This is a genomic window from Pseudomonas sp. FW305-E2, assembly GCF_058782925.1.
Genome location: NZ_JBYSYE010000002.1, coordinates 142,625 through 155,941, shown reverse-complemented (window position 1 = coordinate 155,941; position 13,317 = coordinate 142,625). Strand labels below are relative to the sequence as shown.

The 13,317-nt window shown below is 61.5% G+C and carries 12 protein-coding genes; 3 read left to right on the top strand and 9 right to left on the bottom strand.

From position 1 onward, the window contains the following. Positions 1-23: 23 nt before the first annotated feature. The 3 genes from fapF to AC3WLP_RS03310 all read left to right on the top strand — a co-directional run bounded on the left by fapF (position 24) and on the right by AC3WLP_RS03310 (position 4,464). A complete protein-coding gene (fapF, locus tag AC3WLP_RS03320) occupies positions 24-1,304 on the top strand; it encodes a fibril amyloid transporter FapF (RefSeq protein ID WP_004577464.1) in 1,281 nt (426 codons plus the stop codon). Between the two features lie 135 nt (positions 1,305-1,439). After that, complete coding sequence (locus AC3WLP_RS03315; RefSeq protein WP_088512253.1) at positions 1,440-3,641, top strand: LTA synthase family protein; 2,202 nt, start codon at positions 1,440-1,442, stop codon at positions 3,639-3,641. Positions 3,642-3,735: 94 nt separating this feature from the next. Then, entirely contained in the window at positions 3,736-4,464 is a 729-nt protein-coding gene (locus AC3WLP_RS03310) for a DUF899 domain-containing protein (RefSeq protein WP_088512254.1), read from the top strand. A 439-nt stretch (positions 4,465-4,903) separates the two neighbouring features. Here the strand turns inward: AC3WLP_RS03310 and AC3WLP_RS03305 are convergent, their stop codons facing one another. The 9 genes from AC3WLP_RS03305 to AC3WLP_RS03265 all read right to left on the bottom strand — a co-directional run bounded on the left by AC3WLP_RS03305 (position 4,904) and on the right by AC3WLP_RS03265 (position 13,209). Continuing rightward, positions 4,904-7,372, bottom strand: coding sequence for a phosphatidylinositol-specific phospholipase C domain-containing protein (locus AC3WLP_RS03305; RefSeq protein WP_012052570.1), 2,469 nt, complete (start codon positions 7,370-7,372; stop codon positions 4,904-4,906). Between the two features lie 268 nt (positions 7,373-7,640). Further along, entirely contained in the window at positions 7,641-8,264 is a 624-nt protein-coding gene (ureG, locus tag AC3WLP_RS03300; protein ID WP_012052571.1) for an urease accessory protein UreG, read from the bottom strand. 11 nt (positions 8,265-8,275) lie between these two features. Continuing rightward, positions 8,276-8,950: an urease accessory protein UreF gene (locus AC3WLP_RS03295; protein ID WP_014756407.1), complete on the bottom strand. Its 675-nt coding sequence runs from the start codon at positions 8,948-8,950 to the stop codon at positions 8,276-8,278. After that, on the bottom strand, positions 8,950-9,495 hold the full coding sequence (locus AC3WLP_RS03290; RefSeq protein ID WP_003253925.1) for a HupE/UreJ family protein: 546 nt from the start codon (positions 9,493-9,495) through the stop codon (positions 8,950-8,952). The genes AC3WLP_RS03295 and AC3WLP_RS03290 overlap by 1 nt, the downstream gene beginning before the upstream one ends. 18 nt (positions 9,496-9,513) lie before the next feature. Continuing rightward, on the bottom strand, positions 9,514-10,017 hold the full coding sequence (gene ureE / locus AC3WLP_RS03285) for an urease accessory protein UreE (protein ID WP_003253926.1): 504 nt from the start codon (positions 10,015-10,017) through the stop codon (positions 9,514-9,516). A 9-nt stretch (positions 10,018-10,026) separates the two neighbouring features. Further along, positions 10,027-11,730, bottom strand: coding sequence for an urease subunit alpha (gene ureC, locus AC3WLP_RS03280; protein ID WP_088512255.1), 1,704 nt, complete (start codon positions 11,728-11,730; stop codon positions 10,027-10,029). Next, positions 11,727-12,044 carry an urease subunit beta gene (locus AC3WLP_RS03275; protein WP_010953752.1) on the bottom strand — a complete coding sequence of 106 codons (318 nt, stop codon included), beginning with the start codon at positions 12,042-12,044 and terminating at the stop codon, positions 11,727-11,729. The genes ureC and AC3WLP_RS03275 overlap by 4 nt, the downstream gene beginning before the upstream one ends. Before the next feature lie 19 nt (positions 12,045-12,063). After that, positions 12,064-12,366 carry an urease subunit gamma gene (locus AC3WLP_RS03270; protein ID WP_003253929.1) on the bottom strand — a complete coding sequence of 101 codons (303 nt, stop codon included), beginning with the start codon at positions 12,364-12,366 and terminating at the stop codon, positions 12,064-12,066. A 9-nt stretch (positions 12,367-12,375) separates the two neighbouring features. Continuing rightward, positions 12,376-13,209, bottom strand: coding sequence for an urease accessory protein UreD (locus tag AC3WLP_RS03265; RefSeq protein WP_029611749.1), 834 nt, complete (start codon positions 13,207-13,209; stop codon positions 12,376-12,378). Positions 13,210-13,317 lie beyond the last annotated feature (108 nt).

The following is a 13,317-nucleotide window of genomic DNA, read 5'->3' as shown; positions in this document are numbered from 1 at the left end:
TAGTTGGAAGGGACGGCAACTCCATGTACCGATCTTTTACGCTCAGAGCTTTTGTGTGCTTGACTACCTTGGCCCCCGCCACCGCACTTTACGCAGCCGCCGACCCACAAGTCGAAGCGCTGAAACAGGAACTGATTGAACTCAAACGCCGCTATGAGGCACAGCAACAGGCGCTGATGGTGCTGGAGCAACGTGTGCGCCAGGTCGAGGAGGCCCCTGCTGCCGCGCAACCCAAACGCTTGGTCAAGTCTCCGGCCGAAGGGGTGAAAGGTGCGCAGACCGTCGCCTCTGGCGCACCGGGCACTACGGGGAGCTCCTACGGCCAGGCGCTGACAGCCGATTCCGAGCCGGCGCAAAGCGTTTCCAACCTGTATGACGAAGCCAGCGGATTCTTTGGCGGGGGCAAGTTCAGCTTCGAAACCGGCGTTACCTATACCCATTACGATACCCGTGCGCTGACCCTCAATGGCTTTCTGGCACTGGACTCGATCTTCCTCGGCAGCATCAACCTTGACCGGATCAAGGCTGACAACTGGACCCTGGACATGACCGCGCGCTACAACCTGGCGCAGCGCTGGCAGTTCGATATCAACGTCCCCGTGGTTTACCGCGAGTCCACCTACTCGTCTGGCGGTGCGGGGGGAGCCGGGGCAACCACTTCCGATGCCAGCGTGACCCGCGACCCGGAAATCGGCGATATCAACGTCGGGGTGGCCTACAAGTTCCTCGACGAGGACGAAACCTGGCCTGACGCAGTGGCCACCCTGCGAATCAAGGCACCGACCGGCAAAGACCCCTATGGCATCAAACTGCGCGAGGTGGACGGCAACAACAACCTCGCAGTACCGGAAAGCCTACCGACCGGCAACGGTGTATGGTCGATCACACCGGGCATCTCGCTGGTCAAGACCTTCGACCCGGCCGTGCTGTTCGGCAGCCTGTCCTACACCTACAACATGCAAGACTCGTTCAGCGACATCAGTCCGCAGGTGAACAGCAAGGTGCCGGGTGACGTCAAGCTTGGCGACTCGTGGCAGATCGGCGGTGGCATCGCCTTTGCCCTTAACGAAAAGATGAGTATGTCGTTCTCGGTATCCGACCAGTTCGCCCGCAAGAGCAAGATCAAACCTGATGGCGGCGACTGGCAATCGATCTCCAACAGTGACTACAACGCCGCCAACTTCAACATCGGCCTGACCTTCGCCGCCACCGACAACCTGACCATCGTGCCCAACCTGTCCATTGGTCTGACCGATGACGCACCTGACTTTTCTTTCAGCCTGAAATTCCCTTATTACTTCTGATAGTTGCCATCGGCCGGGCCCGTGCGAACGGGCCCGACTTTGGTTACAAGCCTTGTAACCGGCCGCCTTCCCTGCCCTGGCCTGATATCATCAATCACAGATGCATGACGATTTAATGGCAAAAGGGAAGTTTTTGTGAAGAACCTGTCCGACCACCCAAGCACCCGGCTTGCCGCTTTGGCGGCCCTGGTGCTGGTGATCCCACTGGGTACGCGCGCCATGCTGGGTTGGTCCAACCCGTTCGGTTACCTGTCCGATCTCGCCCTCGGCAGCCTGTTGATAGTGCTGCTACACCGCAGGCCGTGGTGGCTGGCGCTGCCCGTGCTGCTGGCCTGGGCGGCGCTGTGGGTGGCCTCGGCTGAACTGGTAAGCGCAGTGGGCCGACTGCCCACCAGCGCCGACCTTAACTACCTGACCGACCCGCAATTCATGGAGAATTCGACCGGTGGCGGCCTGGCCCATGCCTGGCTGCCCTGGGCCCTGGGTGGCGGCCTGCTGGTCTGGCTGGCCTGTGCGTGGCGCAGCCGTGCACGGCGTAGCCAGCCACTGCCGCGCAAAGCCTGGGCCATACCCGTACTGCTGTTCGGCGCGCATTGGAGCAGCCAGCAGCTGGTACCTTCCGATGCCGACCAGTGGCGGCAATACAACCTCCCCCACCAGTTGATGTCTGCCGGCGTCGGTAGTCTGCAACGCCAGGTCGAAGGCTGGATGGGCCGCACGCAACCCTTCACCCCGCTGGCCAGCAGCGGCCTGACTCAATCCGACCTGCATGGGCAAAGGCTGCTTGCCGGCCCTGGAAGCGCCCGCAACTTGCTGGTGATTACCCTGGAAGGCATCCCGGGCGCCTACCTGCAGCCTAACCGCCAGGCGCTGAACAGCCGTTTCAACGACGACTTGATGCCCAAGCTCAGCAAGTGGGCCGAGCGCGGCATGAACACCCCAGACTACGTGCTGCACACCCACCAGACCATCCGTGGCCTGTATGCGATGCTGTGCGGCGATTACGACAAGCTGGCCAATGGCACGCCCAAGGGCGTAGAACTGCTGACCCAGAACGAACGCAACCAGGCCTGCCTGCCGGCGCAATTGCGCCAGGCCGGCTTCACCACCCACTATCTGCAAGGCGCGGGCCTGCGCTTCATGGCCAAGGACCGCATCATGCCGCACATCGGTTTCGATTCGGTGCATGGCCAGGAGTGGTTCGCCAACAAGAACTACCTGGACTTCCCGTGGGGCAAGGATGACCGCGCCTTCTTCGAAGGTGCCCTGGGCTATGTGGGCCAGCTGCAGAAGCAGGACAAGCCATGGATGCTGACGCTGCTCACCGTGGGCACCCACCAGCCCTATTCGGCGCCGGCCGAGTACCTCGAGCGCTTCAACACACCGAAACAGGCAGCGGTCGCCTACCTGGATGACGCAGTCGGGGCATTTCTTGACAATCTCGAGCGCCAGGGCGTCCTCAAGGACACACTGGTGGTGGTGACTTCCGACGAGTCTCACGGCATCGATGGCGTGCGCCTGGCCTCGTCCTGGGGCTTCAACCTTACATTGGCGCCGGAGCAGGCCCAACTGCCAACCATCAAGCGCGGCACTTACGGCCATATCGACCTGGCCACCTCGCTGCTCGACTACTTCGCACTGCCCATTCCTGTAGCGCTTGGCGGTCGCTCGTTGTACCGCGACTACGACAGCGGTCGCGAAATGATTTCCTACACCAACGGCATGCTGCGCTACCACAACGGCCAGGGCCTGTTCACCGAATGTGACTTCCAGCAGCGCTGCCGGCGTTATGCCAGTGAGGGCTTCATCACCGACCAGGCCCGCTACCTCGGGCCGGCCGACAGCTTGCTGGGCCAACAGATCGGCGCCTTGGCCGGGGTGCTCGACCAATCCTTGCTGCAAACCCCACTCAACCTGCGTTACCAGTTTGGCGGCCCTTCGCCGATCAAGTTGCGCAAGCGCATTGACGATGACTGGGCCGACAACCTCATTGGCGCCCAGTATCTGGAAATGCCCGGAGGCTCGCATACCCGCGTGCGGGTCAAGGTCCGCTCGCTGGACCCTGAACGTGCGGCTTATATCCGGCTCAAGGCCAAGCAGTTGGAACAGGACGTGCCGCTGGGCCTGCCAGAAGAGGTAAAGGTCACTGCCGACGCGCCACTGGAGATGGAGTTCAGCTTCGACAACCCAACCGAGCGCAAGGCGTTTTCCTTCCACTTGCTGGGCTATGGCGGCGGCAAGGTAGAAGTCAGCGACTTCAGCGTGATCACCGCCCTGCCGGGTGAGGATGACGACGCCGATGAACTGGCCGAGGGGCATATCGCTCATTCGGGCTAAGCAGGTACCGCTCATCGCCCGGTCACCGGTGCTTGTCGAATCGACCTGGTCGTACTCGACCAAGGTGTGAATCCCCCAGCGAGGAGACAGCACCATGAGCACCCGCGAAAGCAGGCACCCGGTGGTTTCCCGCAGCCAGTGGCTGGCAGCTCGCCAGCAACTGTGGCTGCACGAAAAGGCGTTTACCCACCACCGCGACGCGCTAGCCGCAGCCCGTCGCGCCCTGCCTTGGGTAAAGGTCGAGCAGGATTACCGCTTCTTCGGCCCGAACGGCGCGTTGAGCCTGGCCGACCTGTTCGCAGGCCGCAGCCAGTTGCTGCTTTACCACTTCATGTTCGCCGAAGGCTGGAGCGAGGGCTGCCCAGGCTGCTCTTTTCTGGCTGACCACTTTGACGGCGCCAACCTGCACCTGGCCCACCACGATGTGTCGCTGGTGGCGGTGTCACGGGCCCCGTATGCCGAATTTCAGGCATTTCGCCAGCGCATGGGCTGGCAGTTCCCGTGGTATTCGTCGCATGGCAGCCCCTTCAACGAGGACTTTGGCGTCAGTGTCGGCAGTGAAGGCCAGCGGCAGTACAACTATGAGCCGTATGTGGGCAATGAAAGCGAGCTGCCCGGCTTGAGTGCGTTTTTCCGCGAAGGCGACGGCAGCGTGTACCACACCTACTCAACCTACGCTCGCGGGCTGGACATTCTGGTCAACACCTACAACTTCCTCGACATTGCGCCACTGGGGCGCAATGAAGGTGGGACCATGGACTGGGTGCGGCACCATGACCGCTATGAAGGGCAACCGGACAAGCCTCACTGCTGTCACAGATGATGCAGGCAACACGCACACCTGTGGGAACGGTTTTACCAGCGAACACCGGCAGAGCCGGTGCCATCCACCGCGTTGGTTTCTTCGCGGGCGTGCCCACAGGGTTAGGCATTAACGCTGATGGTTGCCCGCAAAAACGCGTGCATATTTACCACATGTTGCACCGGGACGGGTTCGAGGGCGTACTGGCCGCAAGCGAACAGTTGCCGCTTCACGCTGAACTGGCGGGGGCCAAGAGCGGCGCTCTTCTCCCTCGCCAGTCAAACGCTGCTGGATACCTTGATGCAGGTGCACGCTGACGCGCCGCCAGCCGAATATACCGGGAGGATAATCGGGCTGCCCTTACCCACCTGAGTGGTAGAACAATCAACGGAGCCACCAGTTGCTCGCCGAAAGTCAACACACTGCGCGTTTCGCGACAATACAGAAAATAGACGTTGTATTATTCAGCGTCCACTTTGCCGTATTGAAGCAGATGCAACCATCTTATTTTGGCATTGGTGCCTATCCATCGTATCTCCCGGACGCCTTTGGGTAGACTAGTAGGTACATCCGACAGCAACGGCACCTCAAAGCCATCACCTTCAAAGTCTTTAGAGATGATGTATTGCCTGAAGCACAGCAACCCCAACCCGCCAAAGGTAATCAACCTGTTACGATTGTACGGCCGCGCCGCGAAACGCACGCTTCCGCCCTCGTTGCTGATGGCGGTTTCCCTCCAGAGTGGAATCAACGAACCGAAAGGTAGTTTTTTGCGGACCGGGTCACCGTCAAATAATGGCAGTGGATACATATTCACGTTGACTCGCGCCCCAACGGGTGGTTCCACTTCATCGCCTTCGTCGCGCCGTGAAATATTTGCGAGGTTTTGATTGACAATGGAGTTGACATACCCCGGCGTCACAAAATCCAGCAATACCACCTGCGGGGCACTCCAGTTAGCCGGGTAGCTATTAAGATTGTGTGCCAGTTTTTCATTGATGACTTTCGCCATTTTTTCGACCGAATCCGCCCCGCTCTGCGGGGTGCGAGTCCAGTTGAGCATGAAGCCGACGCCATATTCACCCGGCACATGCCTTGCCCACTTACCCAACTGATCTTCAATCACAGCATCTGTGTCTTTCGAATTAGCGTAGTCATCCACAATTTGATACGCATCCCAAGAATTTGGACCCTTTGTTTTTCTATAAAACCCTGAGTCAGGCGCATCCATCAATCCTTCACTGACCACCAGCATTTTCCCGCGCAAATCCTCCAGGATAAATTGGTTCACCGGTTTGCGCTCACCCGGTTCGGCACTGACTTTGTGCAGACGATTCGCATGGCGATTAATCATCGTTTGAATGGCTGAAACGTCAGCGTCGGGTATATGCGTGAAGCTCAAGATCACGAACTCTCCGCGATTTTCTGTCAAGAACGTGTCAACGGAAGTGAGTACTTCGTCGAGCGTCGCGCCGTCGCATCCCGGCCCCGTGCCGGTGCCTGTCCGATGGTAACAAAGCAGTTGACCATCAGCGCGAGCGACCCGGATATCCAGGTAACGAACACCCATCCGGAGTTGCTCCGCAATGGAGGCGCGTTGCGCTCTAGATGCTGCCTCACCAAAGCCTCCCCCGGTGCAATTATGCAGTGGGCCATACATGCCAGCGTTATGGCTGCCGGGAAGCACCATATCTTGCACGCGAGTCGTACCTATCAATCTGGTCATCCACGCCTCGGTGGGCAGCGCATTTAGCGATCCCTCGTATACGAATATTTCGTCGTCCGTGAGCGGCTCTCCGCCGCGCTGAAAATACATCGAGGCATCAAACTCCCCGTACGGCGTCGGCGCCTTACCCTCCACTCGAACCCAACGCTTACCATCGTCCGGGTTGCGGGCACCAATGGCGCCGAACCACCAGTTATTTGATGTTCCTGTATGACCTTGAGCGATGAAAACGTCCTTGAATACCAGCGTTTGGTCCATGCCACTGAAACTACCGCCCGTCACGGTCAGTTTCAACGTGCCTTTGAAACCAAAATTGAGCTTACCTGGAGCATGCCCGAACGTATTTTCGGAATCACTGATGTAGCTACTGAACCAGTTCGCGACAGCATCCGTACCGTGCCGCCCCACCTTGAAGCTCATAGTTCCATTGCTGGAGAAACTTCTTGTAAACGGTGGGTCGATATAGTTATCAGGATCTTGGCCACTGGAAACCTTCGCCGACGTAATTTCGTAGGAGCCATAAACAATCTCGTTAGCCGTTCCAAAGGGTTGGCCATATTTGGACCGGAAATGCACCTTGTTATCGTGATACGTCTGCTCCACGTCTGCCTGCGGTTGAACTGCCTCGGCTCGCGCCTTTTTCCCGGCGAGCAGTACCAAAGGACGAAATGCCCAGGTCGCGCCAAGCGTACTCAACTGTTCAAAATTACAAGCCCCGTGGACAATTCTTTCCTCAGCATCCCTAATCCAATAGGGAAGAGCGAATTCATAGTCCGAAAGATCACCTGTAAAACCATCAGCGTACAGACTGAACCTGACACCTGACCCGTCGTGATATAAAATCTCCCAACCATCGGCGTATTGTACTTCTGACTGACCGTCAGTCTGCAGACTGTGCTTCACGAAGGGTGAATTGGTATCGCTCAACGGAGCACTTTCACTAGCTGCGGAGGGTGCTGCGTTCATTGTGGGTCTGACCGTTCCAATCCTTCGCCTCCAACGGCCATCAGGGTTGGTAAGTGTCACTACCTCCATGTCAAACATACCAGGCCTGACAAGCATGGCCGGACGTTCAATTTCTTCGAATTCGCCCCAGTCTACCGGGTCTGTACATTGCTTAGGGGTGTAGACACGGATGAGCACGTCCCCGGAGGGACTGATAAAACTGATCTCTTCGAATTCGTCGCTCGCCAGTTCAGTCATGACCATCCACCTGCTTCCGTTATAGGGGATGTCAGCATTGCACTCGGCAAGCACAGGCTGCTACTGGCAAAAATATCAGTTCTGGGGCCGGGAAATAGCAAACGCGAAGACGAAAAAAACCCCGGAAAGCCTTGAGCTACCGGGGCCAGTGCGCCCTGGCCATCGACAAGCAACTGTTGCCAGCGTTGGCGCAGTTCAACAAACGCGCGTAATTCATTTACCCAGGACCGGTCCCTTCGCGGGACAAGCCCGCAGGGACCTCGATCTGTCAGGCTCGCGCACCCAGCATCCCGCGCTCGACGATAAAGTCGATCACCGCCTGCAACCCCTCGCCCTTCTTCAGGTTGCTGAAGGTCCAGGGCCGCTGCGGCCGCATACGCTGGGTGTCGCGTTCCATCACTTCCAGTGAAGCCCCGACATAAGGCGCCAGATCGGTCTTGTTGATCACCAGGAAGTCGGACTTGGTAATGCCTGGGCCGCCCTTGCGCGGGATTTTCTCGCCCTCGGCCACGTCGATCACGTAAATGGTCAAGTCAGCCAACTCCGGGCTGAACGTGGCGCTGAGGTTGTCACCGCCGCTTTCCACGAAAATGACTTCGAGGTTACCGAACTTGCGCGCCAGCGCTTCGACCGCCGCCAGGTTCATCGAGGCGTCTTCACGAATGGCCGTGTGCGGGCAGCCGCCGGTCTCCACGCCAACGATGCGCTCCGGCTCAAGGGCGCCGGCCTCGGTGAGGATGCGCTGGTCTTCCTTGGTATAGATGTCGTTGGTAACCACGGCAATCTGGTAGTGATCGCGCATGGCCTTGCACAGCGCTTCCAGCAGAGCGGTCTTGCCAGAGCCGACCGGGCCGCCGACACCGACGCGCAGGGGTTGTTGATAGCTTTGCATGCAGGCAGTCCTCAGGAACGGAACAAACGGGTGTATTGGGTTTCGTGACGCGATGAAGCGATGGCCAGCAGCGGCAGGCCGCCGCCGAGCTGGCCATCGCCCAGGGCCAGCGCCTGGTCCAGTGCAGCGGGCAAGTCGGCGCCAAGGTCGCGCAGCAAGGTCTGGGCAGCCTGTTGCCCGAAGGGCACCAGCTTGACGCCAGCCATGACCGCGCCCTCCAACCAGGCAAAGCCATGGCCCAATGCCAGCTGGCGCAGCGGGATGGCCCAGTGTGCAGCCAGCCAGGCCATGCCGCCCAACTGGGTCAGCTCAAGGCTGGCGCGCCAGGCGGGTGCCTGGCCCAGTTGCCAGCCGTCGAGCAACCGCGCCAGCGCTGCGCCGCGCTGCTGTTCTTCCAGGCGCAGCTCGGCGGTTTCGCGGTTGGCCAGCAAGAACCGGCTCCAGTGACCGAACGCTTCGGCGTCCTCAGCCTGGCAGGCGTGGTACAGACGCGCCAGCACCGGCCAGTCGAGGCAGGCCAGGGTGTCGTGAACCTGCTCACGCTGCCAGCCGACAAAACTGTCCACGCCCCGAACCCAGCCGGCCTCGACCGCCCACTCCAGGCCTTGCGAATAGGTAAAACCACCCACCGGCAAGCCGGGGCTGGCCAACTGCAGTAGGCGCAGCAGCGCCAGGTCGCTGTTCATCAACCGGCCAGCACCAGCGCGGCGCCGGCCAACAGGCCACCGCCAAAGGCCTTCTGCAGGCCGCTGTGGCGGCGCAGCAGGCAACCGACTGCAAAGCCCGCCGCCAGCAGCAAGCCGCTGACCACGACAAACCCCGCGCTGAATTGCCAGAACGCGCTCGGCGTGGCTTCTACGCCATGTGCCCAACCATGGAACAAGGCGAACACCGGCATGGCCATGGCCAGCAGCGACTGGCGACTCGGCAGCAGCACCGCCCCGGCAGCCACCAGCAGCGACACGGCAATCAGGGTTTCCATGCCCAGCACATCGCCGAACAGGTGACCGCACACGGCACCACCGAACATGGCCGCCAGGGTAGCCAGGGGCAATGTCAGGTTGCGACGGGTCAACGCGGCGAGCACGCCGGTACCCAGCAGCATCAGCAGGTGATCGAGCCCGGTCAGCGGGTGCAGCAGGCCGTCCTGCAGCGGGTTGCTGTCATGGCCCGGATGGGCGAAGGCTGGCAGTGCCAGCATCAACAGAAACAGGGCGAAAGTCTTTTTCATTGGTTGCTCCAGGGCAGTTCAGGAATGGGCAGGCAGGCGTACGAACGGGTGATCGTGGCCATGGGCATGGCTGTGGCTGTGGCCATGCGGTGCACTTTGGTAAGCGCCCGCTTCAGGCTCGAACGGGGCCTGTTCGGCCTCTACCGTCAGGCCCAGCCCCCGCAGCATGTCGTCCAGCACATGGTCGTGCTGGAAGCGCAACAGCCCGGGTTCGATCTGCAGCGGCACATGGCGGTTACCCAGGTGGTAGGCGGCGCGGGCCAACAGGTGTGGATCGGCACAGCGCACGGTGGACACCGCCTCGGGCGCCGCCAGCACGCGGATCAGTTGGGTGCCCTCGGCATCGGCCAGCAGTTCACCTCCGCGCAGCAGGTGGCCGCGCTCCAGCATCAGCCCGGCTTCGCGGCCATCGTCCAGGGTTACTCGCAGGCGGCTCTTGATACGGCTGTCCACGTCAAGGGTGACAGTGCCACTGACAACCCGCGTACCGGGTTCGGAGATACGGCGGCTCAAGACAATCATTTGTGCTCCTCAGAACAGGAAATAGCGCTGGGCCAGCGGCAGTTCGCTGGCCGGTTCGCAGACCAGCAGCTCGCCATCGGCACGCACCTGATAGGTCTGCGCATCGACTTCGATCAGCGGCTGCAGGGTGTTATGGACCATGTCCGGCTTGCGTACCCGCCGGCAGCCGTTGACCACGCCAATCAGGCTGCGCAGGTTAAGCGCCTCGGCCAGCCCGCGGTCCATTGCCGCCTGGGGCAGGAATGTCATGCGTGTGGCATGCCGAGCCGCGCCCAGCGCGCCGAACATCGACCGATAGTGCACCGGCTGGGGGGTGGGTATGGAGCCGTTGATGTCGCCCATGGGCGCGGTGACGATCATCCCGCCCTTGAGCACCAAAGCCGGCTTGACCGCAAAGAACGCTGGCGACCACAGCACCAGGTCGGCCAGCTTGCCGACCTCCACCGAGCCCACTTCGTGACCGATGCCATGGGTGAGTGCCGGGTTGATGGTGTACTTGGCGATGTAGCGCTTGACCCGAAAGTTGTCGCTGTACGGGGTGTCCGGTGCCAGCGGCCCGCGACGCAGCTTCATCTGGTGCGCCACCTGCCAGGTGCGCAGCACCACCTCGCCAACCCGACCCATGGCCTGGGAGTCGGACGAGGTCATGGCAAAGGCGCCCATGTCGTGGAGAATGTCCTCGGCAGCGATGGTTTCGCGGCGAATGCGCGACTCGGCGAAGGCCACGTCCTCGGCGATGCTCGGGTCCAGGTGGTGGCAGACCATGAGCATGTCCAGGTGCTCGTCCACGGTGTTGATCGTGTACGGCAGGGTCGGGTTGGTCGAGGATGGCAGCACGTTGGCCTGCCCCGCCGCACGGATGATGTCCGGGGCATGGCCGCCACCGGCACCTTCGGTATGGAAGGTGTGGATGGTGCGGTCGCCGATGGCCGCCAACGTGTCTTCGATACAGCCCGACTCGTTGAGGGTGTCGGTGTGAATCGCCACCTGGATATCCATTTCCTCGGCCACGCCCAGGCAACAGTCGATGGCTGCTGGCGTAGAGCCCCAGTCTTCATGCAGTTTGAGCCCGACAGCACCTGCGGCAATCTGCTCGCGCAGCGCGTCCGGCCGCGAGGCATTGCCCTTGCCCAGCAACCCGATGTTGATCGGCAAGCTGTCGGCGGCCTGCAACATGCGCGCAAGGTACCAAGGGCCGGGCGTGCAGGTGGTGGCATTGGTGCCAGTGGCCGGCCCGGTTCCACCGCCGATGAACGTGGTGACACCGCTGTTCAATGCCTCGTCCACCTGCTGCGGGCAAATGAAGTGGATATGCGAATCGACCCCCCCGGCGGTGACGATCTTGCCCTCGGCCGCGATTACCTCGGTCCCTGGCCCGACCGGCACGTTCACGCCCGGCTGCACATCGGGGTTGCCCGCCTTGCCGATCACCGCAATGCGTCCATGCTTGATGCCGATGTCGGCTTTGACGATGCCCCAGTGGTCGATGATCAGCGCATTGGTCAACACCAGGTCCATGGCCTCGGCCGCCAGCATCTGGCCCTGCCCCATGCCATCGCGAATAACCTTGCCGCCGCCGAACTTCACCTCTTCGCCGTAAATCGTGAAGTCTTTCTCGACCTCCACCCACAGCGCAGTGTCAGCCAGGCGCACGCGGTCGCCAACCGTGGGGCCGAACATGTCGGCATAGGCCTGACGGGAAATACGGCTCATGCCCTGCCCTCCAGCGCGCCCATCACCTTGCCCTGAAAACCATAGACCTCACGCTTGCCGGCGTACGCCACCAGTTGCACGGTACGCGCCTGACCCGGCTCGAAGCGCACGGCAGTGCCGGCCGGGATGTCCAGGCGAAAGCCCAGGGTGGGCGCCCGGTCGAACACCAGCGCGTCGTTGACTTCATAGAAGTGGTAGTGCGAGCCGACCTGCACCGGCCGGTCGCCATGGTTGGCCACACTGACGCTGACCGTTTCTCGGCCACTGTTCAACTCGATGTCGCCCGCGGCGACCTGGATTTCACCTGGGATCATGCGACGCTCCTTGGCGGTTTCAGACGATGGGGTCATGCACGGTCACCAACTTGGTGCCATCCGGGAAGGTCGCTTCGACCTGTACGTCGTGAAGCATTTCAGCGATACCGGGCATCACCTGCTCACGGGTCAGCACTTCACGCCCCAGGCTCATCAGCTCGGCGACTGTGCGGCCATCGCGGGCGCCTTCGAGCACCGCGGCACTGATCAGCGCCACGGCCTCCGGGTAGTTGAGCTTCAGGCCACGGGCCAGACGCCGCTCCGCCAGCAGCGCGGCAGTGAACAGCAGCAGTTTGTCTTTCTCTCTCGGGGTAAGCTCCATGGCGCTCTCTCAGGTAGCCCAGATACGCGGCGGGCAGGCTGGCAGGCCGAGGATGGCCGGGCGCAGCACATGCCACAGGCGTTGCAGGGTGCGTTGCAGGTGTTGGTTGTCATGGTCGAGCACGCGGATCACCAGCAACGACCCGAGCAGGGTCGCACCGGCCGGGTTGCCCAGTTCATCGAGTAGCGGGCGAACCTGCTCCAGCACTGCCTGATCGGCAGGTGCGGCACAAAAGGTGGCGAGTAGCGGATGCCCACCCAGCTTGCCCAGGTGCCCGCCTGCGAGCCGCAGGCGCTCATGCAGGCCAACCTCGTCAGGCAGTTCGATGTGCAAAAGGCTGTCGAGGGCGCCGTGGTCGAAACGCTCGTGCATGACCGGACGGCCCAGGCACAGGGTTTCCCAGGCCAGCAGGCGGGCGCCCGGCTCGAGGGTAAAACGGCTGGCGAGGCTGGCGCGGGCGCCAGAGAAGAAGATGCTGTCCTGCGGCAGCCACTCCAGGGTGCTGCCCGTGGCCATGTGGAAGCGTTGGGTCAACCGCGCGGTCGGGCCAATGCTGCGGTAGAACTTGCTGGCACCGGGCATGGTCAGCAGCGCGTGGCTACCCGGCTCCAGGTGAATGTCCAGTTCCAGGCGGTCGCCGGCGACGATACCGCCCGGCGGGTGCAGGACATAGACATGGCACGGCGCACCTTCAGGATAGAAAGGCCGCTGCACCAAAAGAGGTCCGAAATGCTTCCACGCACCAAGGCGGGTCACGCCGTCACGCTGGACAAAGCGCAACTGCAGGTGAGCACTCCAGCCTGCATCGTCTTGCTGTTGTTCGATCTGCTCCGCGAGCGACATCCTGCGGCCCCTGAAATCCGTGGCCTGCTGGCCGTTTAGAGGGTCCGGCGCGGGCGGCTGCTAGCGCGCGCGGCCTGACCACTCGATCAAATTCGCAGGCTGGATATA